The sequence below is a fragment of the Ferdinandcohnia jepli genome (assembly GCF_047246645.1).
In the GTDB taxonomy this organism is placed as follows: domain Bacteria; phylum Bacillota; class Bacilli; order Bacillales; family Bacillaceae_L; genus Ferdinandcohnia.
This window is the reverse complement of the sequence record NZ_JBFOKR010000003.1, coordinates 284868-310282: the sequence shown is the minus strand read 5'-3', so window position 1 is coordinate 310282 and position 25415 is coordinate 284868. Positions and strand designations below refer to the sequence as shown.

Annotated in this window: 21 protein-coding genes and 1 pseudogene; 5 read left to right on the top strand and 17 right to left on the bottom strand. The window is 35.0% G+C overall.

Annotated elements, in window-relative coordinates; translation table 11 throughout:
• Nucleotides 1-72: 72 nt before the first annotated feature.
• Both AB3M96_RS05065 and AB3M96_RS05060 read right to left on the bottom strand, forming a co-directional pair.
• A complete protein-coding gene (locus AB3M96_RS05065; RefSeq protein ID WP_412966489.1) occupies nt 73-798 on the bottom strand; it encodes an HAD family hydrolase in 726 nt (241 codons plus the stop codon).
• A gap of 60 nt (nt 799-858) precedes the next feature.
• Nucleotides 859-1002, bottom strand: a complete 144-nt coding sequence (locus tag AB3M96_RS05060) for a DUF3934 domain-containing protein (RefSeq protein ID WP_412966488.1) — start codon at nt 1000-1002, stop codon at nt 859-861.
• A gap of 410 nt (nt 1003-1412) precedes the next feature.
• On the opposite strand from AB3M96_RS05060, the gene AB3M96_RS05055 reads away from it, so the two are divergent.
• Genes AB3M96_RS05055 through AB3M96_RS05045 form a run of 3 tightly spaced genes read left to right on the top strand, consistent with a single transcriptional unit; the run spans nt 1413 to nt 5132 of the window.
• The gene (locus tag AB3M96_RS05055) at nt 1413-2894 is read left to right on the top strand and encodes a spore germination protein (RefSeq protein ID WP_412966487.1); all 1482 of its coding nucleotides are present in this window, start codon (nt 1413-1415) and stop codon (nt 2892-2894) included.
• Between the two features lie 8 nt (nt 2895-2902).
• Complete coding sequence (locus AB3M96_RS05050) at nt 2903-3997, top strand: GerAB/ArcD/ProY family transporter (RefSeq protein WP_412966486.1); 1095 nt, start codon at nt 2903-2905, stop codon at nt 3995-3997.
• A 4-nt stretch (nt 3998-4001) separates the two neighbouring features.
• Nucleotides 4002-5132, top strand: a complete 1131-nt coding sequence (locus tag AB3M96_RS05045; protein WP_412966485.1) for a Ger(x)C family spore germination protein — start codon at nt 4002-4004, stop codon at nt 5130-5132.
• A gap of 967 nt (nt 5133-6099) precedes the next feature.
• Here the strand turns inward: AB3M96_RS05045 and AB3M96_RS05040 are convergent.
• The 4 genes from AB3M96_RS05040 to AB3M96_RS05025 all read right to left on the bottom strand — a co-directional run bounded on the left by AB3M96_RS05040 (nt 6100) and on the right by AB3M96_RS05025 (nt 8787).
• The gene (locus AB3M96_RS05040) at nt 6100-6300 is read right to left on the bottom strand and encodes a cold-shock protein (protein ID WP_412966484.1); all 201 of its coding nucleotides are present in this window, start codon (nt 6298-6300) and stop codon (nt 6100-6102) included.
• A 243-nt stretch (nt 6301-6543) separates the two neighbouring features.
• A complete protein-coding gene (locus AB3M96_RS05035) occupies nt 6544-6735 on the bottom strand; it encodes a hypothetical protein (protein ID WP_412966483.1) in 192 nt (63 codons plus the stop codon).
• Nucleotides 6736-6773: 38 nt separating this feature from the next.
• A complete protein-coding gene (locus AB3M96_RS05030) occupies nt 6774-7217 on the bottom strand; it encodes a YaiI/YqxD family protein (protein ID WP_412966482.1) in 444 nt (147 codons plus the stop codon).
• A gap of 340 nt (nt 7218-7557) precedes the next feature.
• On the bottom strand, nt 7558-8787 hold the full coding sequence (locus tag AB3M96_RS05025) for a multidrug effflux MFS transporter (RefSeq protein WP_412966481.1): 1230 nt from the start codon (nt 8785-8787) through the stop codon (nt 7558-7560).
• A gap of 290 nt (nt 8788-9077) precedes the next feature.
• Between AB3M96_RS05025 and AB3M96_RS05020 the strand changes: the two genes are divergently transcribed.
• Complete coding sequence (locus AB3M96_RS05020) at nt 9078-9470, top strand: hypothetical protein (RefSeq protein WP_412966480.1); 393 nt, start codon at nt 9078-9080, stop codon at nt 9468-9470.
• Between the two features lie 519 nt (nt 9471-9989).
• Here AB3M96_RS05020 and AB3M96_RS05015 read toward each other — a convergent pair.
• Complete coding sequence (locus AB3M96_RS05015; RefSeq protein WP_412966479.1) at nt 9990-10772, bottom strand: alpha/beta fold hydrolase; 783 nt, start codon at nt 10770-10772, stop codon at nt 9990-9992.
• 339 nt (nt 10773-11111) lie between these two features.
• On the opposite strand from AB3M96_RS05015, the pseudogene AB3M96_RS05010 reads away from it, so the two are divergent.
• Nucleotides 11112-12849, top strand: a pseudogene (locus AB3M96_RS05010) (multicopper oxidase family protein).
• Between the two features lie 288 nt (nt 12850-13137).
• Here the strand turns inward: AB3M96_RS05010 and AB3M96_RS05005 are convergent.
• The 10 genes from AB3M96_RS05005 to AB3M96_RS04960 all read right to left on the bottom strand — a co-directional run bounded on the left by AB3M96_RS05005 (nt 13138) and on the right by AB3M96_RS04960 (nt 25410).
• The gene (locus tag AB3M96_RS05005; RefSeq protein ID WP_412966478.1) at nt 13138-13983 is read right to left on the bottom strand and encodes a hypothetical protein; all 846 of its coding nucleotides are present in this window, start codon (nt 13981-13983) and stop codon (nt 13138-13140) included.
• Nucleotides 13984-14010: 27 nt separating this feature from the next.
• A complete protein-coding gene (locus tag AB3M96_RS05000; protein ID WP_412966477.1) occupies nt 14011-15024 on the bottom strand; it encodes a hypothetical protein in 1014 nt (337 codons plus the stop codon).
• A 24-nt stretch (nt 15025-15048) separates the two neighbouring features.
• The gene (locus tag AB3M96_RS04995; protein WP_412966476.1) at nt 15049-15801 is read right to left on the bottom strand and encodes an NERD domain-containing protein; all 753 of its coding nucleotides are present in this window, start codon (nt 15799-15801) and stop codon (nt 15049-15051) included.
• A gap of 11 nt (nt 15802-15812) precedes the next feature.
• Nucleotides 15813-17732, bottom strand: a complete 1920-nt coding sequence (locus AB3M96_RS04990) for a 3'-5' exonuclease (RefSeq protein ID WP_412966475.1) — start codon at nt 17730-17732, stop codon at nt 15813-15815.
• A 113-nt stretch (nt 17733-17845) separates the two neighbouring features.
• Entirely contained in the window at nt 17846-20269 is a 2424-nt protein-coding gene (locus tag AB3M96_RS04985) for a DEAD/DEAH box helicase family protein (RefSeq protein ID WP_412966474.1), read from the bottom strand.
• On the bottom strand, nt 20262-20588 hold the full coding sequence (locus AB3M96_RS04980) for a phosphoribosyl-ATP pyrophosphohydrolase (protein WP_412966473.1): 327 nt from the start codon (nt 20586-20588) through the stop codon (nt 20262-20264). Before AB3M96_RS04980 ends, AB3M96_RS04985 begins: the two co-directional genes overlap by 8 nt.
• Nucleotides 20589-20749: 161 nt before the next feature.
• Nucleotides 20750-21202 carry a hypothetical protein gene (locus AB3M96_RS04975; RefSeq protein WP_412966472.1) on the bottom strand — a complete coding sequence of 151 codons (453 nt, stop codon included), beginning with the start codon at nt 21200-21202 and terminating at the stop codon, nt 20750-20752.
• Nucleotides 21203-21206: 4 nt separating this feature from the next.
• Nucleotides 21207-23234, bottom strand: a complete 2028-nt coding sequence (locus AB3M96_RS04970) for an AAA family ATPase (protein ID WP_412966471.1) — start codon at nt 23232-23234, stop codon at nt 21207-21209.
• On the bottom strand, nt 23231-23404 hold the full coding sequence (locus AB3M96_RS04965) for a hypothetical protein (protein ID WP_412966470.1): 174 nt from the start codon (nt 23402-23404) through the stop codon (nt 23231-23233). Before AB3M96_RS04965 ends, AB3M96_RS04970 begins: the two co-directional genes overlap by 4 nt.
• Nucleotides 23401-25410 carry a DEAD/DEAH box helicase family protein gene (locus AB3M96_RS04960; RefSeq protein ID WP_412966469.1) on the bottom strand — a complete coding sequence of 670 codons (2010 nt, stop codon included), beginning with the start codon at nt 25408-25410 and terminating at the stop codon, nt 23401-23403. The genes AB3M96_RS04965 and AB3M96_RS04960 overlap by 4 nt, the downstream gene beginning before the upstream one ends.
• Nucleotides 25411-25415: the final 5 nt, after the last annotated feature.

The following is a 25415-nucleotide window of genomic DNA, read 5'->3' as shown; positions in this document are numbered from 1 at the left end:
TCCTTTGTTCCGTTTTTTCACACATAGAAATATAAAAAAGACAAGCACGAGTAGTGTTTGTCTCAGGTTATTCTAGTATTGATTTCGTTTAGTAAGCTTTTTCAAAAATAATTCTAATAACTCCTTGGCACTATGTACTTCTTGATCTGGTTTATAGGTAGCATCAGTCGGTAACTCTTTCTTACGATGATTCATCCAAATCGCTTGCCAGCCTGCTTGTTTTGCTCCGATAATATCTTTTTCAAAATTATCTCCGATATACACGGTATTGGTTTGGTCAAGGCCCAGCTTCTGTTCAATAAAATCAAATACTTCTCGTTTCGGTTTTGCATGGCCAATCTTACCAGAAATAAACGTCATCTCTTCTGGAATCCACCGGCTAAGACCGAGCTGTTTAATTTTCATTGCTTGATGTTTTTCTTCACCATTTGTAAGAATTCCAAGCTGTTTCCCTTCTTTGAAAAGTACTTGAAGTAGTTCTTCGATTTCTGGAAACAATGTAATGTTATTTTGTTCGGTCACATACGTTTCATGAAAATTAATCGCTTTTTCCGTATCTATCGGGATGTTAAAATCCTTACAGGCAGCTATGATTCGGCCAGTTTGCCATTCAAATTGGGATATTTCTCCTGCTTCACTTTGATCAAATAAAATCTCGCTATACTTACGACTAGCTTTATATAATTGATCGATTACTTCGTCTGAAAATGGCTCTTGAAAAATCTTCCTCACCGTTATATGAAAAGATTGTGCTTGATCATATAGCGTATCATCAACATCAAAAATGATCGTATCCATTCGAAGCCCTCCTTTTAACTAGGGATAATTTTCATCTAAAAAAGAGCATAATTCATGGGTTTATTTTTCTACATCCGGTTTGTTTGTGCCTTTACTTTTATAAGGTTTTGCACTCTTTTTCTTGTTTGCGCTAGCTTGCCAACGATTCCAGCCCTTCTTGTCCGTTCCTCTGCCAGTTCCGCCTTTTCCTTTAGCTTTACTCATATAATCACCCCATTATTATTCCAGTTTGAGATTTCTATCTGGTTATTTTTAGTATTTTACTCGGTTATTAACCAAGCAAATTGATTACAGCCATAAGATTGTACCACCTATGCCATGTTTTTTACCAGAAGTCGCCACCAAATTTACTATTTGATGCCTCAACTATACTGCTTATATTTACGAATAACAAAAATGCCACCTTGAATGGCAGCACGATCTGCAGCTCTTGCACCCGTTTGTTGAATAAGTATGAAGTATTACTAAATTAGTAAAATCCACTTAGTCTAGACACGATAATGGTTTAAAGCTGTCCATGATGATGTAATGTTTCACAGGCCCTCTATCCATATTTTGTATAAGTTAATTGTTTTTACAGACACTATTAAAAACTGTTTAAGGATATGTTACGAATGACAGATCGTCATAATAATAATAACTTCCCAGGTTATGAAAAAATTAAATCCATTCTTAATGAATCACCTGATTTGATTTGTCGAAGGCTTGAAGTTGGACAAGAGGGGATTCATATTATTTTCATGAAAAATTTAATTAAGTCAGAGATTCTAAATGAATACGTCATTAAATACATTGAAGAACTTTCTGTAGAATACCTACATTACACCTATTTAATGAAAAACATACCTATAGAAGAAATAAAGGTAAATCTGGAGGAACAAGAGATTATCTCTTCCCTATTAAATGGATTTGCTTATATTTATTTTTTAGATGAAAAAAAGGCATTCATTGTGAACTGCGCAAATCCCATTGAACGTTCTATTGAGAAAGCAGAAACAGAATCGTTAGTATATGGACCTAAAATTTCGTTCACTGAATCATTAACTTCTAACGTTAAGATAATCAGACAAAATCTAAATGATTATAATTTGTGCACAGATGAAATAAAGATTGGGGAACGCGTTCAAAAGCAGGTAAGAATTGTATATATAAAAGATATTGCGAACGATGACACTCTTCAGACACTTAAGGACAGAATTAAACAATTAAAAATGGAAAATATAATTGACAGTTCAGTTTTGGCTCAATGCCTAGAAGATAGTCATTACTCTATATTTCCACAATTTATATTAACAGAGCTACCCGATCGATTTATCTACTCGATTTTAAACGGGAGAATTGGTGTTTTGGTAGACGGCAGCCCTGTAGCGATTATAGGTCCTGCTAATTTTTTCTCATTTTTCGAATCAACAGAAGATATCTATTTGAGATGGTCTTTAAGTACATTTATTCGTTTTATCCGTTTATTTGCTATGGTAGGTTCTCTTTTTTTAACAGCCATTTATGTGGCGGCCATGACTTATCATTTTGAACTCATACCATCTAAATTGTTAATAATCATTGGACAATCACGTTCACAAGTTCCTTTTCCACCCTTATTAGAAGCACTCTTACTAGAATTGTTAATTGAGTTACTTAGAGAAGCTGGGGCCCGCCTTCCTTCAAAAGTAGGACAAACAATGGGAATTGTAGGAGGTATTGTAATTGGCCAAGCAACGGTTGAGGCAGGGTTAACTAGCAATATTTTAATTATCATTGTTGCATTTAGTGCATTAGGGGCATTTTCGGCTCCTATTTATGAAATGGGCACTGCAGTCAGAATTGCTAGATTTCCATTCATTATTTTAGCAGGTGTTTGGGGGTTAAATGGAATCGTTGTCGGTATATGTATTCTAATGGTTCACTTGTTAAAATTAACTTCTTTAAATAAACCTTATCTGGCACCTCTATATCCGCTAAGAATGAAAGATTTGCAATATTTTTTAATACGTCTCCCCCACCATTTTTATATAAGGAGACCGTTAGTAAATCGACCAAAAGACTCCATTCGCCTAAAGGAGCGATTAAAAAATATAACAGATTTAGATGAATTTTGAGGTGAAAAATGAAATCAAATATACGTTTTGTTAACGCCTTTATGGCGTTTTATATCATACACACTTCACAAATTGGTATGGGAATTCTTGGAGTTCCAAGAATTATATATCTAGAATCAAAAAAAGATGCTTGGATATCCATTTTACTATCTGGGTTATTCGTTAGCTTGATAACATGGTTAATGATTTCAATCCTAAAAAAAAATGAAGGTGATACTCTTTTTGAAATTCACGAACATATATTCGGACGCTTGATTGGTAGTATTTTTAACTTCCTTATCGTCATTTACTTTATTGCCGTCCATTATTCGATCACCATTAGTTATGTCGAGTTGTCACTAACATGGGGATACGAAGGTGTCTATGAATGGGTCGGGGTATTGGCTTTATTAATATTAACCATATATGCTGTATCCGGCGGATTTAGAGTAGTGACCGGTGTTTGCTTCTTATCCTTTTTATTGACTATATGGCTGCTAGTTGTAATGTATCAACCACTTCAAAAGATAAATCTAACTAGGATTTTTCCTATTATGACGACAGCTCCTTCAGAAATTATGAAAGGAGTTTTCAAGAGCAGTTATACAATGTTAGGTTTCGAGACGTTACTTTTTATTTTTCCATTTATTAAGGAGAAAAATAAACTACACCTGTTTAGTCAAATAGCAGTCTGGTTTACGACCATTCTTGTTTTAATAACAACTGTTGTTTCTATTTTATTTTTTAGCGCGAAAGAACTAGAAAAGAATGTATGGCCTGTTGTCAGCATGATTAGCACGGTCCATTTCCCATTTATTGAGCGCTTTGAATTTGTTGCGGTTCCATTATGGATTTTAGTTGTTTTTCCAAACCTATGTATCACTCTATATATTTCCTCAAAGGGTATTAAACAGATTTTTCATATAAAACAAAAATATGGAATATGGCTCATCTCTATTATCATTTTTATCTGCAGTTTTTTTATTACTAAAAGAGTAGATAATAATTATTTTTTTGATCAAGTTGGCAAAACTGGATTTTTCCTGTGGTTTATCTATCCGATTTTCTTGTATGGAATAACCATTATAAAATCAAAAATCAATACTCGTTCCAGACGGAGTTGAAAGAATGAAAAAAATTGTTATTCTGCTGTGTTTTCTTTTTTGTACTGCATGCATGGCCCCTGAAAAAATAATAGAAATGCAAGGGATTTCAACGATTATTGGATATGACTTGCTTGATGACAATACATACAAAGGCACTATCAGTTTGTTACAATTTGACCGAAAAGAAGAAAAGACCAGTGTAACCCTTTCAGCTGAAGGAACGACTAGTAAACAAATCAGACAAAAACTAGAGGAACGAACTAGCCATGACATTACGTCTGGTCAATTAAGGACCATACTGTTTAATAAAAATATGGCAGAAACAGTAGGAATTACTTCTTTTCTGGATACAATGCAACGAGATAGTAGTATCGGTTCTTTAATTTTTTTGGCCATTACTGATAATGCTGAGGAGACGATTAACAATACAAACTATGAAGAATATCCCGAAATGGGATCCTATATCTATCATCTATTGGATAAACACGAAAAGAAAGAAATGTTAGTCAACTCCAACTTACATGATTTTATAACCACACTTTATGAAATTGGTATCGATCCTACCCTACCCATCATAAAAAATTCAAATGGGGTAGCACCTTCTATAGATGGTGTTGCATTATTCAAAGATGATAAAATTGTTGGGTCTATTTCGTTGATAAACACCCTTTACCTAAAATTATTTACAAATAATAAGGCATTTTTAGGTGATATAACTGTAGAGATTCCTGCTGAAGAACTAGAGAAAAGGGGTATGGCCGAACTCAACCTTCCTAAAAGCGATAGTTATAAGATTACACTTCATCCAATAAAGTACAAAGGAAACATTAAGATAAAGAGCGAAGAATTGGTTCATTTAAATGCAACGATTTCCGTTTCAACATTAGAATTTCAACCATCTACTTCTGTGAAAAATAAAGATTCACTAAACAAAATCGAACAACTAATTGGTGAAGCCCTAAACAAAGAATTTGGATATATACTTGAGGATTTAAAAAATTTAAATACGGATCCCATTGGCATCGGAAGAAAAATAAGAAGTGTAAGAAAATATTCCCATTTAACTGAGCGAGATTTAAGACAAAATTACTCAACACTAAAGATAAAACCAAATATAAAGGTGGAAATTAAGCGAACTGGATCAGTTGATTAACATGTTTTTATGAACAAAAGCGCAAGCGCCTTGGAAAAAGGAACATCGACAAAATAACGCCACGTCCTGTGGCGAACGTCAATGTCAGCACATCCTGTGCAAGTCCGACAAGCGCTGGCCGGCTAATGTCGCCACGTCCTGTGGCAACGCCGGCACTAGCACGTCCTGTGCGTCGGAACCCTGACGAGGAGGATGTTGCCACCGCAGGAGGGGTGAAGCGACCTCGAGGGGCTAGGCGCTGGAGATGGATAACCCTAACGGAAGTTATCCAAATCACAAAAATAATTTCCTAAAGCAGAACACAATGGCTAACGCGACTTAACCACGACCCAAGTGTTGATTATTCACTGGGTCTTTTTTCTCTATGGTCAAAATCATACTATATATAACAGCACCGTTAGTATTTGAGAGAAAATGTATATAACAGAGAGAGCATCAGTACATTTATCACAAGGCCAACTAAAAATGAAGATATTTATTGAACAGTAAGAGTCTATTATGTAATACAAGAGTTAATCTGACCGGTTTGCAGAATCCTGACCTTATTGAAAATCAATCAAATTTTAATAACACTTTTCACTCTAAAAATAGGGTCTTATATATCTTTTATTACCAGAAGGATTGCAGTGTTAAACAGTCTGTCTATTCTTTGGTACACTTTTTGTCATTTGGTGGTAAATGTTATGTCACAGGTGGTACATTTCAATGGCTGTAACCAAGCATATTGCATAATTTATGACACGACCTCTACTTGGCAGCACACCCTGCTTAAGAAAAGTCTATACGCCACTCTAATGTCTATTCAAAAAGTAATTAGGAGAATTCGTGATTATGTGATACACTTTGTTTACCATTTTATTTACTTTTTACATGTGCCCTACTCATTCGTGAGTAGGGCTCCTTTTTTTATTTTAAGAAAAAAAAAAAACAGACTCTATAAAGAGTCTGCTTGAGTTAGGTTTTACTATTAAGCTTTACGAACGTTAGCTGCTTGAGCTCCACGTTGACCTTGCTCAACGTCAAAAGTAACTGCTTGACCTTCGTCTAAAGATTTGAAACCTTCGCCTTGGATAGCTGAGAAATGTACGAATACATCTTCTCCACCTTCACGCTCGATAAATCCGAATCCTTTTTCTGAGTTAAACCATTTTACTTTACCTTGTTCCATTGTTGTTTCCTCCTGCTGTGTGCTTTGCACACAATGTGTTACTATTCTTGCACTCAGTGATCATCAAGACGAAAAGTTATCCTAGACTATCCTTTACACCGAACAAAAATAATTCTTCTTAAGAATAACACTTATTGAAAGTAATTACAAGTAGTTAAAAAAATAACCATTTTTTCAAGCCAACAAATTACCATCCAGCATTTAGAACAGAGTTATTAGTAAGTATAAATAAGATATGAGAGTCTACTTTTTTGGCTGATCAAGTGCTTGGTAAGCTGCCTGATACTTTCCTCCATCCGCAACTTCTGAATGGTACAAAGCCTTGAGGGCATTGTTTTTTTCAAGACCATGCTCAGTCTTCAAGTCTTTAAAGCGTGTATGCAGTTCTTTATTTTCCTTAATTAGTTGTTGCATTTGCGACTTTATATACTTCAAAATATTTATTTCCTTTCTGAACCTCTGAGTTTACCTTACTATTCACGAGAAATAACCTGTTTAAAAAGATTCCTAAATTGCTCCCGGTCTTCTGCTGTAAAAGGCTTTGGTCCCTTTGTTCGCTGTCCGCTTTTTCTAGCCATTGCACTTAAATAACGTGTCTGTAATAATTGGTCAATATTTTCATTTGTATATCTAAATCCTTTATGGTGGAGGACGATAATGCCTTTTGCTAAACCTAGTGACGCAAGACCATAATCTTGGGTCACGATCATATCTCCTTTTTCCACTAACTTCACAATCCGATAATCTGCAGCATCTGCTCCAGAATCAACATAGATGGTTTCCACACCTGATGGCTGTTCTGCATTAGAAAAATGAGAAAAGCTTGTAACAAGGATAACCGGAATTTTTAGATCCCTTGCTTCTGCAATAATAATATCTTTCACCGGACAGGCATCTGCATCCACATAAATTTTCATCTTTCCCCTCCTTTTAAGAAGTTCGACCGACTTATTTATTTAACTTAATCTTTTTCAACTATAAAAGGACTGGTGACTTTTGATTAAAAATAATCAAGAGTTCTTCCTTTTGCTGTATTATTTCTATCCCTATATTATACTTTATAGAATTTTGTTGACAAATGGTGATTCAATCGCCTACAAAATAGGTTGCTAAATTATCTGTTCTTATTAAATCTATAGGATACCTTAGAACTAAATACTTGATTAGAATGTCATACATTTTAAAGGTGTAAAAGAAAAAGGATAAATGAACAGGATGATCACCTGTATACATCTATCCTTATTACTAATATCCGTTTTATATTGTTTCCTCAATTTTTTTTACCGGTTGAGAATATAACCCCGCTTTGCGTACTAATCCAACATAAGAAAGCAAAGCTAACAAGCTTGCTGTTAGGATCACTATCCCCATCGGAATAGCAGTATACTCCCCTGCAACTCCAACTAAAGGAGCGGTAATTGAACCAAGAACAAATGGTAATAAGCCTAATAAGGCAGAGGCACTACCTGCAATATGACCTTGTGATTCCATTGCTAATGCAAAAGAGGTGGTCGAGATAATTCCGATTGATGAAACTAAAAAGAAAATAGGGATGGCAACCGCTAATAATGGAGCTTTTAAAAGAAGTGCTATCAGTAATGCCGTCCCTGATGTACAAGAAATAAATAATCCAATCTTTAAAAACGTTTTCTCTGGAATGACATCTGCCAATCTACCGACTAATTGACTCCCAATAATTAAGGCAATACCATTAACCCCAAATAATAAACTAAACACTTGAGGAGAAACCCCATATATATTTTGATAGACAAATGGAATACCAGATACGTAGGCAAAGATTCCAGCAATAATAAATCCCTGAGTTAATGCATATCCTGCAAACTCTCTGTCTGCTATCAACGAACCAAAGTTTCTTAACACTTGTGGTAAATTACTTGGTACTCTCTTTTCTACCGGTAATGTTTCAACTAATTTAGATGAAACCGTTAGGAACAATATAAACCCAATTAAAGCTAGTACGAAGAATACACCATTCCACTTTGAAAAAGCGAGTACTCCACCGCCTGCAATTGGCGCTACAATTGGACCTAAATTCCCTACTAGCATTAATAAAGCAAAAAACTTCGTTAACTCTTTCCCTGTATAAACATCACGGACAACTGCTCTCGAAACGACCAAACCGCCTGCTGCAGCAAAACCTTGAATAAAACGTGAGGTGATAAAAAGATAGATGTTTGGTGCAATGGCACAAATGATTGATGCTATAAGATACAGAGCCAGAAATAGTAGTAACGGTTTACGACGTCCTTTAACATCACTCATTGGACCAATAACTAATTGTCCTAATCCTAGTCCAAGCAAACAGGATGTTAAACTTAATTGCACTAAAGATGCGCTTGTATGAAATTCCTCTGCGATGGTAGGAAAAGATGGCAAATACATATCAATTGTAAATGGGCCCAATAGCCCTAATGAACCTAATAGCAGAGCAAGCTGTAAGCGTTTCTTTCCTGTTAATGTATTCAACATTCTCTCCTCCTTATGTAAAAACTTTCGATGCGTTTTTAAATTATATAAAAATAGGCATGCATATAAGAATAGGTGAAGGGAATGTGTTCCGTCAAGTAAAAAATTGATCCAAATAAATATGATGGGCTCCCTTTTTAAGCAAGGTGAAAAACCCATCATTTTAGGATGATCAAGAATGTATTTTATCTCTTCATTAAAGGTTAGTGAAACTTACAGCAAACTATTTTACAATTTCCAATTGATGTATAATAGTGTGAAGAACTATTATAGTAACGGAGGGTAATGAAATGAAAATTTTGTTTGATGAAACATTTACCTCAGATGACGGAAAGCAGTCAAGTAGGAATATTTGGTATGGATATGCTGATATATCTGTTGAAAGTGAGTATGGAAGAACCATTAAGCTTACTGAAGATTTTATGAATACTTTGTGCGAAATAATAAAAAATGACCTATCTAAGAATGCTGCAAGTCGGCCAACTGAAACCAACTGGTATTTCTATGGAAGTTCTGTAACTCAGGACGCTATTGGAGACAATATCCGTCCGACAATTATGGTTCGTGAGAAATCGGACGAGTTTATAACTAATTTTACTATTAGTGACCACGATTTTGCGGTAAATATTGATGCTATTCTGTCATTTAAAGCAGATTTTGAAAAACGTTTAGCAAGTCATTGATGCGTAATAACAAATCTATTTGAGGGAATGATTTCATAATGAATTTCATTCTCTTTTTTCCTAAGGAAGATATAAAACTCAATCTGCACCGATTCTCCTACGTTCTGACCAAAGAACATACCCCAGCCATATAAGAGCTAATCCCATCGGTACTGCCAATATCCTATTGAATGGATGAGGAAATACGGCAGCAGCAAAGGTGACCATGGCTGGAATGAAAGTAAAGCACCTGCCATGCGTGGGAAGATTCTTGCACGAAAAGTATTGGAAAAGCACCATTTGTAGTTATTTAACATTTGTTTTTCTTATCAGGATCTATTTACTGCGCATTGCTTAGTCTACTGCCCGGCGAATGAACTTTCCGACATCCTAGCATCATTTTACAAATTAAATCTTAATACGAAGTCAGTTGCTGCGCAGTATTAGTCAAATTTTAAGTAGATTCGTTTACTAATAATACACGTAATCCATCCATCGCTATTACTAAATAATAATTAAGTAAAACATTCAGATTGACGTTCAACCTATAAATTGTATTAAGAGCTTGTTAAACTTGTCACGTTCCTCCCAAAAAGCTCCATGACCGCTGTAATGAAACGGAACAAGCTGTGAATTTTTTATTTTTTGATTTAGTTCCTGAGCTTGAGCAAATGGAATAACCTTGTCGTGAACACCATGAACGATTAAAGTAGGGACAAGTATTTTCTGCAAGTCTGCATAAAGTTTCTCATCTCTAAGTGTAATTATGATCGCTGCCGTTGACCAACCTGCTGCTTGTAAACCTAATTGAAAAAACCACTCAGAAAATGGGCTTGTTATATATTGAAAGAAAAAGTTGTCTGTCACTTCTCGCATCATCTTAGGACGGTCATTTAACGCTAGAGTGAGGAATTTTTTCGCAGTTTCTGGAGTAAAGCCTATAGGAGCTGCAGCGTCTATTAAAACAAGGTTGGATACTCCGTAACCATTATGTCGAGACATGTACCGAATCGCAATTGATCCACCTGTAGAGTGACCTGCAAGAGTGAAATTATCTAATTGTAGCACATCAATTACTGTACGTATATCATCAGCTAATCGGTCAAAACTGTATCCACTTATCGGCTTATCCGACTTACCAAATCCTCTCCAGTCAATTCCGATACAGCGATAACCCTTAAAAGGAAGAACATCAAATTGATACTCAAACTGTTCATGGCTTAACGGCCAACCATGCAAAAACACGATCGTCTTACTTCCCTGGGGATTTATATCTTCCACATATAATCTTACACCTGAATCTACAGTAACATAGTACCCCACACCGATTCCCCCTAAAAATGAATTACCAATAAGATATTTATTTAGGCAAACTTAGTTTCATACCTTTTACTTATTGGTATGCCGTGTCATTGATGAAAGGGGGTGATGGTGCAGTGTCCTGCTCCATTTGTAAAAAGCGCTTCTTTAAGCTTTGTTTCTTTATAATTGTTTATTAATTTCAAAATTTATTGAATGGTATATTTCAAGTTTATATCTTTGTTCATTATTCCTTAAATCCCCTATTACCTTAGTCAATTTATCCAAGCACTTTTAAAAGACTTTCATATCATGATTAATAGAGTACTAGTAAATTTAAATAATAGTAAGGAGAGGAGTATTTTGTCTTTAGAGAAATTTGTTGATGCACTGCCATTACCTAGTGTACTTAAACCATCAGGAAAACGTAATGGCATCCCATACTATGAGGTAGCCATGAAACAAATTCAACAGCAATTGCACCGTGACTTACCCCCTACCACCGTGTGGGGTTACAACGGAATGTATCCTGGACCCACTTTTGAAGTGACGAGAAATAAGCCCATTCTAGTAAAATGGGAAAATAAATTACCATTTGAACATCTACTTCCAGTAGACAGAACCCTACATGGTACAGAACCTGATGAACCCTCTGTTAGAACGGTTGTGCATTTACATGGCGGACGCGTTCGACCAGAAAATGATGGGTACCCTGAAGCATGGTTTACAAAAGACTTTAAAAATATCGGGAAAAAGTTTTTACATGAAGTATATTACTACCCCAACTGCCAAAGGCCAACAACACTATGGTACCATGACCACGCTATCGGAATTACTCGCTTAAACGTATATGCAGGTCTAGCAGGTTTTTATCTTATTAGAGATCATGCAGAAAAGCAATTGAACCTTCCTAGTGGAAAATATGAAATTCCATTAGTGATTCAAGATCGATCATTCTATCTTAATAAAAACCATGAACGTTACGGTGAATTATTCTATCCGTCTCATCCTGGCCAAGAGCCACCTCCTCTACCTTCAGAACCAATCGACCCAGAGTTACCGAATCCATCTGTAGTTCCTGAGTTTTTTGGCAACACCATTCTTGTAAACGGAAAAGTATGGCCTTATCTTGAAGTAGAGCCTCGAAAATATCGGTTTCGTATCCTTAACGGATCTAATTCACGTTTTTATCGAATGCAATTAAGTTCAAGTCAAGGCGTTCAAAGCTTTTTATCAAATTGGTACTGATGGAGGGTTTCTAGAGCACCGAGTAAATATATCTCAGTTAATTCTTGCACCAGGAGAACGTGCAGATGTTATTATGGATTTTTCAGGATTTAATGGACAAAATTTAATCTTAACAAATGATGCACCATCTCCTTTCCCATTCGGTGACGAACCTTCTCCAGACCTAACACAAATCATGCAATTTCGTGTTAGGCAAAAAAATTCTAAACCTGATAAAAGTGAAGTTCCAGAACGACTAAGTTGCTTGGAGAGACTTGATGAAAACGATGCTGTAACTGTTCGAGAGAATCGTTTGGTTGAAAGTGAGGATGATTTCGACCGTTTGAAGCTTTTACTAAATAACATGGATTGGAACGAATTACCTATTACAGAAACTCCTTATAATGGAACGGTAGAAGTGTGGGAACTATACAATCTAACCCCTGATACACATCCGATCCACTTACATCTTGTTCAATTTCAAATCCTTGATCGTCAAACCATTTCTGTTGACGCAAATGGAAATATAACGAAGGTTGGCGAACGACGAGATCCTGATCCAAATGAGATGGGATGGAAAGATACAGTACGTGCTAATCCATTAGAAGTTACTCGTATTATTGCCCGTTTTGGACCATTTACCGGGATATATCCATGGCATTGCCATATCCTTGAACACGAAGACCATGAAATGATGAGACCTTTCGAAGTACTTGATAATCCTAATTTTAATCCGTTACATCCAATTCCAGGCGAATGCCCTGATGATTCATTTACTCAATGTTTTGACTGTGAGGAACCATACTCATTAAACAAATCGGGTGAAAAGGATTGCGATTTCTATGATGATGATGATGATGATGATGATGATTGATGACGATTAACTTGAACTAAAGAGGCATTTTGGAATGGCATTAATAAAAATAACCCTTAAGGATGTTTGTTCTCAAGGGTTTTTTGATGGGTTTTACTTTTATTTTTAATTTACTTCGCATACTTTCCTCGTAAAACTATGGATCGTGTTCATAATCAATCCCCCTACCTGTACTTATTTTCATTAAAGAGGGATATACCTACTTTAACATCCCTTCATCGACTTCTAGTAAATAGCGTTTACAAAATAGGATTCTGCTGATGCTAAAAATATGCAAACCCGCTCCTATCAATTATTATTGTTTAGTTGCTTTCTCCATCTGTGTATGTGCGAACCGGGATAATCTAAATAACTTTGCGATAACTTTATTTTATGTTCTGCTGCAACTGTTTCCATTGCTCCTCGTTGTGTTAACTTCTTATTATCAACTAACTCTAAAACTTTTAATTTAAACTTATTATCTGGTACATTTGAGTTACTCCTATGAGTAGACTTCCTGTTTAAAGATAGTTTATAAGTTTTATTTTGTTCTTTTATCCATTTTCCAAAGCTCCATAAAGCATCGTCGACCTTTTTTATTTCCTCTATAGTTAATGGCTCAGCGTATACATCATTTATTAATAGTTGTAAAAACATCTGATATTCCTGGTAAGACGTAATGTCCAGCTTCCTATTTGTTGATAGGTTATCCGCAAGTAAAATCCTTTTCGCTCGTTCTACATGTTGGTCATAGAGTGGGTATATAATTGGTGATATAACATGTAAGATAAAGGATGGTATTACAATAGAATCACTTCCGTATAAATTAAATGACTGAGATAGTTCTTTAAAGCAATTAATATCAAAAGATTTCTGAGACTGAACCTTCTTAATCCAGTTATAAAATTCGAATGAGCATAAGATACCCTTATGTTTTATCTCACTATATGTATTTGGTTTTGCAGCCAACAAAACATATTCACCGTTAACCTTCTTAACCTTTCCATCTTTCCAATGAAGGAGCTCTATAATGTAATTACCTGCTTCCTGAGGAGTCTTCGAATCTTGTACTCCTTCTATCCTAGAGAAATAGAAATCCAATGGGTATTTTTCAGCTTGAAATTTACTACTCCATGCCTCTATGAATGGCTTCATTTTAATAACCTCTTCTTAATGTAAAGTTTATTTTATATTCTTTAACCACCGATTAAAATAGGGTCTGTTTCTTTCATACCAATCATTAGATAATAAATATTTCTCTCCAGAGATAGCAAGGGGTTTGGCATAATATCTGGAGTATCCATTAATTTGCCGCTGTTCCAACAAAGGAGATCCTATTACTACTTTTTTTAACACAGGGAAATTCATATCAAATGTGTCTTTACAATATCTCTCGTCTTGTAAACGATTAAGCTTATCAGGTAAAAGGATATTAGCACTAGCTAACTTAGTAAAAACGTTAACCACATACTGGCCAATTTTAGTTTCTTCAGTTGCAGCACTTACCTTTGGAACTGTGAACTCACTCTTGGATTCTTTTACTTCATTTTCTTTGTGATCAAACATCTTATACATTTGAATACTTCTCATAAAAAGCTCAGAAGTATCTGCAACTACATCACTTTTGCTCACAACGGGTTCAAAAATATAAGACTTAAAATCCCCATTAGCAAACACCTTAAAATTGAAATCGAAACCCATTTTATTAAATAAAACTTGTGCTTCTTTTACGTAAACTTGAAGATTATTGTAAACAGGTTCAGAAATTTTAGGACTTGCAAAAATAATAGTCCCACCTGATAGATTAAAATAACCATATATTGTCATTGCAGTTCGAATCATTTTTTTTAGAACTCTCTCTACCGTCTCGGTACTGCTCCCATAACGCAAGCCAGATTCATGAAAGGAAACATCAATTCCATATATTTTATCAAGTCTACCATTATGTAATTGAAGCCCCAGCACATCTATTTCTCCCTGTATAAGAAGCTGTGAGAATGACTTTGTTTTCTTAAATAGATTTAAATTGTGTTTTTGTTCAAAGAAATTTTTTGTTGAGGTAAAAATAGTTTCAATCTTTGCCTCGTTATGTAGAAACCAGGTATTAGATGGCTTCCAATTTAATTGAGCTGATTGACAGTGTTTCACATGTCGCAGCCACGATAACATCAGCGATTCTCCCATTTCTAATTTCATAATGACTACCCCTCTCAGTTGTAATTAACTAGACTGCTTCACAACAAACTTACACTTCGGATAATTACTACATCCTTTAAAAGCCCCATACTTTCCCTTCCGCTCAACAAGGTCCGAACCACATTTAGGGCACATATTAGAATTGATTTTATACTGATAAAATCGTTGGGAGTCCTTTACGTTCTTCACATGCTGCTTTTTCTTCTCAAAATCAGCATTTGTAGTTTTCTCAAGCATAGATACGATTTGTTCAACTTCTGCAGCTGTTAACTTAACCTTTTCGTGAGAATTGATTGTGCTTAACAGACGAGAAGAATAAATTACACTAGCATTAGGTCTATTGATGTCCTTAAGTTTTAGCGTAGATCTGGTACTGAACGAAACGATAGAATGATAGATTTCTTCGTTTTCTACACCTAAATACTCTTCCAGCGCCTTAATATGACCATAGTTTTGCCATAGAGGATTATAAAGCTTCTCCTTACGATTAAAGATAACCTGTGTCCAATATTTACTCTTAGGATCTCCATATATCCAACCTTTGTAATTCTTCGTCTCGATTACAAATATCCCAAACGGAGACACCACCACATGATCGATTTGAGATGCTCTTCTGTTCTTAAGTGGAATTAGTACATCGTTATACACCTTATATTGCTCTTTATCTAGCTTGTTTAAATATAGTCGAACGGATGCTTCACCAAGATAGCCTTTTACTTTTGGTAGACCGAGTACTGCAGCACCAATGATTAATAGTAGAAATAGTAAGATCTCCATACCTTCAACCCTTACCCATTTTTATTTTTTAACTTCACTAGGTTTTTACGATTCAACTGCACATCATCTAGATATATAGTAAACTCTGACTCTCCCGAATAAGAAAGACATAAGTACTGCTTCGCCCGAGTCATTCCTATATAAAGTAATGAAACCTCACGTTCTATATCATCCTCTAGGGCAAATGGCATGTTATCAATATTCACTATGAATACTGCTTGAAAATCAAGACCCTTACTACTATCAATAGTACTGATTTTTACACTATCTTCATCTTTTTCAAAAGAACGTTTGGATTTTTCATTTTCTGTCAACCAGTAAAAAGGTACATTATCCTTTGTTAGCGTTCGTTGTATTCCATCAATAACATTGATTTTATTTGTTCTCTTTACTCTATAAAGTATTAACATCTCTGAGTATGGAACCTTTTTCTCCTCGTGCAGATTCTTAATTTGTCTAGCAACTATACCCATTTCTTTATAAAAGTTATCAGTTTTAATAATTGCAGGTTCAGGACCTTTACGTCTTGTACTTTGGGGTGCAATTATTTCTCCTTCAAACTCACGATCTACTACTTTATTTTTAAGGTGTGAATTTTTTCGATAAAATTCCCAAGCAAATGAAACGATTTGGGCTGTGTTTCGATAATTGATAGAAAGTACTCTGGAACGACCCTGAAAACTTAATCCAGTATCCTGCAGGTAACTTCGCTTTCTTTTATAGATAGTTTGAGCTCTATCCTCAACCAGTAATAAAGACTGTGTATCTTCATTTAACAACTTGCTAACAAGTGCTAACCAATCTGCTTCAAAGTCTTGTCCCTCATCTATTAAGATAGCATCGTATGTAGGTAAAATTGCCTCACCGCTTGTTAACTTTTCAATCAAAAAAGGGATTTGCTTCTCATGAATGTTCAGGTCCTTTTTTAGCCATTCATGGAAATTGCGTACAATAACTGTTTCGTTTTCAGTATTTTTACTGGCGGAGTTACCACTAAAATCAAAGTCAAATAAATTATCCGGCTCATTCAACATATGGGTAATCATATGTCTAATACTTTGAGCTAACGAGATGTTATAGCAGAGAATTAGAATTTTCCAGTCAGGATTTTGCTTAGAAAGCATCTTAGCCCTGCTTGCCAATATTAGTGTCTTGCCACTTCCAGCAACACCACGAATAAGTCTATTCTTATCACCTATCTGTTTTGCTAGATTCTCTTGATGAAGGTCCATCGCTTTTATATCATGAAGTGATAATAATAACTGGTCTTGATAAGGAACCGGAGGCTTAAATTCGGCACTTATTCGAATTTCAGGAAATAAATGATATCGTATAGCGTTAATATCCTCTATGTCCAATGGCTCTCGTAATCTATATGGAACGTTAAACATATTTAATATTTTTTCATGAAGGTTTTCATCAGAAAACGCTTCCTTTTCAGGATCTATTTCATCCCTTGTTAAACATAGATTTGGGTCTATTACACTATAAAGATTATCTTGAATAAAATCCTTCTGCTGAAGTCTTGTGAATACAACTCCATGACCATAAGGAAATTTTAGATGTAACTGATATTTGCCTTCTAATTGTAAAAGACTCTTATCTTTTTTTAATACATCAACTATATGAAACATATTATCTCGTGCTTGCTTCATAGGACTTTTTACCATGGCCTGCTGACCATGCGTGCTCACAATCATCCATTCATCGTTGTTCAATTGCAGCAATGTATTTTTTGTATAATCCTTTACCTCTAAAACAACAAGTCCTAAATCTGGTCCAATAATTACGAAATCTGGTCTTCTTCCATGAATATCCGGCTCGTAATAAACGATATAATCATCTGGTAAATAGTGTTTTAAAGTACGGAATAGTAATCTTTCGCCGGCTGTAGCAGATGACCGGATTGTTTCAGGAACAGTTATCGCCACCTAAATCACTCCAACATTCTACAATTTTCTAAATTATACCACAAAAACTTACAATTTTTAGATAATTATAGGTAAAATTTACTAATAAAAAATAGAGCTCCTAATTTAGAGCTCTACTTTGCTTTCCGTTCAAAATGATAATGAAGACGGTATTCACATATTTCTTGTGTCCATTTAAAGAGAATTTCTTGATCCTCTTCGAGTATATCAAAAGCAAACGCAAACTGATTTTCAGAGAACGTAACCAATCCCTTGGAACTTCCACTCCATTTAGTCATTGGCATTTTAATAATTAATTTGGAGACTTTTTCCTCATTATATTCCCATAAACGTTTGGTTTCACCATCTGAAAAATCTATCCTCTTACGATATTCTTTTTCAGTTAAGTAATTATGAAAGAACGGTGCCACTTCTACTGGGGTGATTGGTTTAAACCACTCTGATACTCCTCTCGAAAGCATGGATAATAAGACAACCATTTTGTAACTTTTAGCCATCCCAGTTCTTTCTACTTCAACCAACCAGGATTCATATCTCCTGAATACCTCTTTCTCTTGTTCCGACAATTCATTTGCCCAATATAAAAATCCTACATAAGACTTCCATTCTGATTTATACTGAGAAGCATCCAATTGACCTTTAAGATGTAACTCTAAATATGTTGGCCTTTTACCTAACTCTAGCTTTAAATCCAAGTAACTTTGTAGTAACTTTTCTTTTCTTGGTTGTCGTTTTTGTGCCAATTCCTTAAGTAAATTAATAACCGCTACTTCCAGGTTAAGTGAACATGTTTCAGGGAGAGCTGGATTGATGTGATCAGATCCCTTTTTATCCTCTGTGCCATTAGTATCAAATAAACTCAATTTTACATCTGCATTTCGGTAATTTCCTATCAAGTCAATTATCACGCAATATTCTTTATCTGAATGTAAACGTAAGCCTCTCCCAATTTGTTGAGTAAAAACAGTTAAAGACTCTGTAGGTCGAACAAATAAGATAGTATCCACAGAAGGAATATCTACGCCCTCATTGAATAGATCGACTGTGAAGATAGCATCTAACTCTCCAGTTTCCAACATTCTAATTGCTTGTTTCCTACTAACATTCTGTTGTTGGGAATGGAGCCCAATTGTTCGGAAACCTTTCAGGTTGAAATAATGCGACAAAAATTCAGCTTGCTTAATGGAAGAGCAAAATACAAGAGTTTTAGTTTGTTTATATTTTTGCCAAGCCCCTAATATCTTTTCTGCCATTTCTTCTCTAAGCTGTACTTGCAGTAGTTCTTCTTCAGAATATTTGTTCCCTAACCATCTTATCTGTGAATAATCTGTATCATCATAAACCCCATAGTACTTGAATGGTGCTAACCAACTTCTTTGGATTGCCTCCAAAAAGTCTATTCGATAAGCTACATTTCCATCACAGATTGCGTACACATCTTTATTGTCATTTCTGTCAGGGGTCGCAGTTATACCTAATAAAAATTTTGGTCTGAAATAATCAAGTACTCTTTGATAGGTGTTTGCTGCTGCATGATGAAATTCATCCACAATGATAAGATCAAACTCATTTGGCTGAAATACTTCAAGATGATGTTTCATACTAAGGGTAAATATAGATGCAAAAACAAAATCCGCTTTACCATCCTTACTCTTACCGTTATATATACCTGATGTGCTATTTGGCTGGATGTTTAAAAATGATGCTTGGGCTTGGTAGAGTATTTCTTCACGATGAGCAATAAACAGTACTCGTTTAAAGTGTCTAGCAAAAAAACCTGCTAAGTACGTTTTACCTAATCCTGTAGCCATAACTACTAGCGCACTAGAATAATCCTCTTCTAACGTTTTTTCAAGTTCTTGAAGTGCTTCAATTTGAGCGAATCTAGGGAATATTTCTCCATATTCAATCTGTTTCTCTTTAATAATGTTCGTTTTCTTATCTTCTTTAGTTTGTGGAAGCATCAATTCAATTTCTTCTAGCTCTGTCCAAGTCTTAACTAGTGATGGATGTTGTTGATGATACTTTTCATATTCAATTTGATACGTTTTAATGACTTCATTGTTTACCCCTATTGTTTGTTCATGCAAAAATAAATAAGAAAACTCTTCTACCGCTTTGTAAAAGGTCTCTTGTTTGGATGAAACTTCAACAGTTAAATTCCACTCAACTCCTGTAGTTAAAGCGGATCTTGATAGATTGGATGATCCGACTATTAAAGTACCTTCATCTTCGTTTTGAAATATATATGACTTTGGATGAAAAGATGTACCATTACTTCTCCAAAGACGTATTTCTATACTGTCATGTATGTTAATTAGCTTTGATAAAGCTTCTGGCTGCGTAACAAATAAATAATCTCCTGTACAGATTTTAATATCTGCTCCTCGTTCGGCTGCTAGCCTAAGTGGTTCCCTCAATATATCTACTCCAGATTTCATTACAAACGAAGTCAAAATAAAAATACTTGACGACTTCTCTATCTGATAGACTAAATGTTCTACCAGATTACTTGTAATTAAATCAAATCTACTCATCTTCTACCTCGATTAAAAATATTTTTTCATTAAAACCACCGCGTTTTTCGGCCTTTACCTTGCGAATATTCTCAATTTCATCAATAGAGGAGTTATGTGTAATTGCTAGAGCATGAATAATTTCGAGTAAGTCTGCAAGTTCTTCAAGAGCACTCTCGTTATCGGTAGTTGCCATATATTCTTCTAACTCTTCAAAACTCTTCTTTTTAAGTTCCTTTATGTATTCATCATTTGACAGTATACTCGTTGAGAACATCTTACCAGTTTTTTCGATAATTTCAGGAATTCGGTCTCTGACTAATTTGTTATGTATTGGCATGATTATGTTTCTCCTCTTCAATTTGTTAATAGGATTATTTTAACATATTGTAAACTTCACTTCATTTTGATGTCATTATATATATGGTTGCTTATTTTTTACGTTAGTTTTCTTGATAAAATTTTTGAAAAAAGTGTTCCCTAGTAAGGAACACTTTTGACTTAAAACGGAACCTCAACCGAGTCGCCATAAATATAACTTAATAAATCTACCTCATACTCAATATAGGTTGGATCCAATCGATTTCCATCCCAACGATGACCAAAAACTTCCTCTACTAAAATTTCCATGCCACCTTCCGCATAAGCCTCAAGTGTCTTACGTGCGCGTAAGCGAAAGTCTGAGTCCTCAAAAGCTTCGATATTTTTTCCGATTTCCATATCGCTTAAAATAATCGAATACGCGGTTGCCTTTTGCTTAGAATTGAAATAATTGGTACGGAATTCTCTACCATGACCCTCAACTTTATTTGTTCTGTTCTTCTTAAAGCCAATACTTGCACAAATTAAGAACAGCTCTTGGTACTTTATATCATATTTATCTCTAAAGTGAATGTAGATTTCTTCGTATTTTTTGCTAGTATAAAGTAAGGCTTGATCCATTAAAAAGTCCATTATCCTACCCCCTTGTTGCCATAGCTTCATTAATATTCATCGGAACAATCTTTGAGTGGCCAGTAGAAATTTGATCTAACTTATACCATTTTCCAAGTTTGTTAGTTGCCTTAAATCTCATTTCCTCTGTTTTCGATAATTCTGTATCTGTTAATAACAGTACCCATTGAGACGTTAAGTTAGGAACGTTATCAATTAAATGATCACGGTTATTTCCGCTTATTCTTCCAAAAGGTGTATCCATAAAGAGTGGGAAGTTAATATCAGCTGATCCGCCAGCTGCTACTTTAGCAAGCGACGTGATGAATGATAATGCCACAACTTGTCGTTGACCTTGTGAAATATCCTGGGTAATGTCTACTCCGTCCCATCCAATAACTTTAATCTCATATTTATCATTAATATCAATTCTATTAATCAGTTCTTTATCTTTACGATCAATTAACTCTTTGAAGATAGAAGTTGTTTCAAATGTTAATTTATTTCTCATTTCATCACTATATTCATAGAATACCTTCTCGAAATGTTCCTTAAGATCCTCAATATATTGTAATACCTTCGAATCAATACGTAAGCTCTCATTTTCACGAAGTAAACGAGTAAAGTCTTTTTCCTTCGCAATGAGGTCTTTTTCTTTTTGATCTAATTGATTTTTTAAGCCTTCAATCTCGACTCCTAGATCATGAAGCATTTTCTTTTTATCCTTAAGAGTAGTTTCAAGATGCTTTAGATTTTCCTGCTCTTGTGCTTTATCTGCGATCTCTTCTTCATACTGTTGAATTTCCCTATTTATTTCTTCTATGCCTTGTTTGATATCTCTAAACTCTGCAAGCTTACGGTTAATGGCATTTTTAGCATCTTCCTCTTCTAGAGAGAAATCATGTATTCCTGAAGAAATTAGTGAGATAAGTGGTGTAAGCTCAGAACGTTTAAAATTATTCTTCAATTGCTGTATATGTTGTAGGTTCTCTCGATGTTGGTGCAAATCATTATTACAGCACGCGCATTTAAATTCACGAAGAGATTTTTCAATTACTTCAATTGGAATCAAATCCTTTTGATCCACCAATATCTGATCTAGATACACCTTTACTGAAGGATAAGTATCCTTCATGACAATATTGTATCCGTTCTGAACCAAATCACTTTTTATTTCATCCTTCTTACTCTTCGCTAGACGAGTTTGGATATTCTTTTTATCAACTGCTGAAGCATGCTTTTCTTGAATTTTTCGTACATCTTCATTCTCAGCCAATCGTTGTTCAATATCTTCAATTTCATTTGCACATGAGATTTTATTGTTTTCCTTAAAGACAATTCGCTCTCCGATATTTTCAATCTCTTGCTTCAGATCATCGATTTCATTTTGTTTACGATTTAGATCTAAGCTTTGAGAACCGTCTAGAACTCTTCTTTTCTCAGCGTTATGAAGTCTCTTCAATATTCCAATTGCACTTTCTACCTTATCAATTTGAAGTAGCTTAACAATACCTCTTTTAACTTCCTCCCTAACCTTCACGTCACTTTTAGCAAGAGTTTCAATTTTCTCCGCATCAAATAGGAAGAAATCTTTAATGCTTTCATCTAAGATACTATTTACGATACGAGATACTTCAGTAGGGTCGGTTATAGAATCTGAACTATAATTACCAAGTTCATCGATGATGTTTAACGACACACCCTGAATACGTTCATCAATAGAATCACCTGATTTTAGCCCCATAACAGTTCTTTGTAGCTCATACTTTTTACCGAAGGACTCGAATACAACTCTAACATTAGCTTCAATCGGCATATTTGGATTTTCTTCTAATGCAATAAAATTAACAAGGTGTATTTTTTCCTTAGGATTATCTTGTTGGATATGAGTACTTCCATAAAGACCAAACATTAGTGCACGGAAGATCCCAGTCTTTCCCTTACCATTTTCACCAAATATGATCGTGATATTTTTTTCGCCATTCGAAAATTCAATCTTCTGATTACCATAAAACTGTCTGAAATTAGTCAGGGATATCTCTAATAGCTTCATTTACCTTCATCCTCCAATACAATCTCTCTAATCTCATCACGAATTAAGGCCTCTATTTGTGAATTCGATTTTGTACCAGATTCAAGTTCACTCATTAATATCTTAGCTAAATAAGATAAATCGCGTGGAAACTCTTCAATTTTCTTATTTAAATCTTTGTTGATTTTCATTCAAATACCTCCATCTTTTTGAACTCCTTGTATACTTCCCATGGAAGCTTATCCATTAAGTATTCTAAGGAATATTTCCTAAGTTCTTTTCCAACAATGTCTCTAGCATTAAAGTTATTTATTGCAAATCTAGAAAACTCAGCAAACCGCGGGAGCTCCTTAGAAGCTATTGATTTATACATTTGATCACTTGTTTGACTTGGTAATACAACAAAGTCGTATATTGTCGCAAGGTTCTTGTTCGGATATTTCCTAAGGATACGGCCTCTACGTTGTACAAATTCTCTTGGGTTCGAAGTACTAGCTAGGAAATAAGCCACCTTCGTACTAGGTACATCTACTCCCTCGTCTAAACATTTTATAGCTACCAAAATCTGTATAGATCCTAAGTCAAATGATTCTAAAATCTTAGTCCGTTCCTGTAAAGGAACCTTTGAATCAAAACGATGAACTCTATAACCTAAACTTGATAGGTTACTTGTAATCAGATCCACCTCACCTGGAGCACAATACACTAAAGTATGTGATACTTCTTCACGAATCTTCTCATCAAAAATTCTAAATAAAGAATCCTTTTTATTCTCCGCTTTACTGATAAGTAGACTCCTCTTTCGATTAACTTCGCTTATTTCATCTCTATTCGCTTTTTCATCGCTATATAAATGAATAAGTCGCCTTGTAAGTCTTTCATAGCTTTCAATTTCTTCATCTGTCAAGTCTACAATCAAAGGATTATATATATATTCTGTCAACGCACCGTTATCAATGGCACTTTTCATATCATATTCGTAGACAGGTGGCCCAAAAAAGGCTTCAATAAAACTCGTACCATCCTCATCCCACCAACGCTCAGGTGTCGCAGAAAGGCCCAGCTTAGCCTCCATATTGTCGAGCTCATTTTCCCTAAGACTCTTAACACCAAAGTAATGACATTCATCAGCGATAAGGAAGCTTTTTCCTTTTAATCTTCCTATAAGATTATTAAACTCGTGTGATGCTGCTGTTTTATACGTTGTGATAACAACATGTTTTTCTATTAAACCTAAATTAAAATCTCGTACATCTGTTTGAAGTTTATTGACCCAGGATTTTTTTGCCCCAAAGCAATGGGTAAAATTTTTATAGTTCATATCTTGACAATTTTTCTCCCATTGCTCAACAAGGTGTGTGAAGGGGACAATAATCACAAGAAAAATACGTCCTTTTTCCTTAAAAAACTCGTGTGATATTAGGAGACTTGTAATTGTTTTTCCTGTCCCAGTCGCCATTTCGAGAATTCCGTGCCAATTATTATTTTTCACCGCATCTATTGCTTCTTGTTGGTATGGGCGTGGCTTCACAATTTTATTAGGTGTACTAATTCTTTTCCCCTCCTTCTTGTATCCTAAGATAGTTTCCTTAATGATATGTGGTATCTCAATTACTGATAAACCATTCGTGTTATTTGACCAAAGATTTTCAAAATCCACTACCATATCTTCGATTCTTTCACTGTCAGTTTCTCGCCAAAACACATCAATTTTTTCAAAGTTGTTTCGTATTCCTCCAACTGTTTCATTGGCAGAACCTGAAAAGGCGACTTTATTTCCCTCTTCATCATAAAATATCCCAAATTTCTCATGATACAGACTGTTGTTGGTCGTAAATGCTATTTTGATCTCCAGTTTATTTTGATAGATTAGCCAAGCTAATGTATTTAGTGTATCGTTTCGAATCGCTTCTTCGTTTATTTCAAGTTGACGAAGAAGTGATTGAGAAACGACATCAACTTTTGCTTTGTATCCTAATCGAATGGCTTCAACATCCTCAGCAGTTAGGTAAGGATTAGCAATCAATCTAATTGTTCCTTGCCGTTCAAGAAAGGTATCTAAGCCCTTTGCGATAACGCTTAAAGAATCGCTCGTAAAATAACCTACTGCACGGTCATACTTAATAGATTCAGTAAGACATCCTTCATAAAAGTCTTTATGAATTTGATCATTGTCCGAACGATATTTATACTTCAAATTTA

Coding starts and splice junctions, on each gene's coding strand:
- AB3M96_RS05050 (WP_412966486.1), top strand. CDS start 2,903: ATGAAATCAAATATACGTTTTGTTAACGCCTTTATGGCGTTTTATATC.
- AB3M96_RS05040 (WP_412966484.1), bottom strand. CDS start 6,300: ATGGAACAAGGTAAAGTAAAATGGTTTAACTCAGAAAAAGGATTCGGA.
- AB3M96_RS04970 (WP_412966471.1), bottom strand. CDS start 23,234: ATGAAGCTATTAGAGATATCCCTGACTAATTTCAGACAGTTTTATGGT.
- AB3M96_RS04980 (WP_412966473.1), bottom strand. CDS start 20,588: ATGCCAATACATAACAAATTAGTCAGAGACCGAATTCCTGAAATTATC.
- AB3M96_RS05020 (WP_412966480.1), top strand. CDS start 9,078: ATGAAAATTTTGTTTGATGAAACATTTACCTCAGATGACGGAAAGCAG.
- AB3M96_RS05060 (WP_412966488.1), bottom strand. CDS start 1,002: ATGAGTAAAGCTAAAGGAAAAGGCGGAACTGGCAGAGGAACGGACAAG.
- AB3M96_RS04975 (WP_412966472.1), bottom strand. CDS start 21,202: ATGGACTTTTTAATGGATCAAGCCTTACTTTATACTAGCAAAAAATAC.
- AB3M96_RS04995 (WP_412966476.1), bottom strand. CDS start 15,801: ATGGAGATCTTACTATTTCTACTATTAATCATTGGTGCTGCAGTACTC.
- AB3M96_RS05000 (WP_412966477.1), bottom strand. CDS start 15,024: ATGAAATTAGAAATGGGAGAATCGCTGATGTTATCGTGGCTGCGACAT.
- AB3M96_RS05065 (WP_412966489.1), bottom strand. CDS start 798: ATGGATACGATCATTTTTGATGTTGATGATACGCTATATGATCAAGCA.
- AB3M96_RS04965 (WP_412966470.1), bottom strand. CDS start 23,404: ATGAAAATCAACAAAGATTTAAATAAGAAAATTGAAGAGTTTCCACGC.
- AB3M96_RS05045 (WP_412966485.1), top strand. CDS start 4,002: ATGAAAAAAATTGTTATTCTGCTGTGTTTTCTTTTTTGTACTGCATGC.
- AB3M96_RS05055 (WP_412966487.1), top strand. CDS start 1,413: ATGACAGATCGTCATAATAATAATAACTTCCCAGGTTATGAAAAAATT.
- AB3M96_RS04985 (WP_412966474.1), bottom strand. CDS start 20,269: ATGAGTAGATTTGATTTAATTACAAGTAATCTGGTAGAACATTTAGTC.
- AB3M96_RS05005 (WP_412966478.1), bottom strand. CDS start 13,983: ATGAAGCCATTCATAGAGGCATGGAGTAGTAAATTTCAAGCTGAAAAA.
- AB3M96_RS05030 (WP_412966482.1), bottom strand. CDS start 7,217: ATGAAAATTTATGTGGATGCAGATGCCTGTCCGGTGAAAGATATTATT.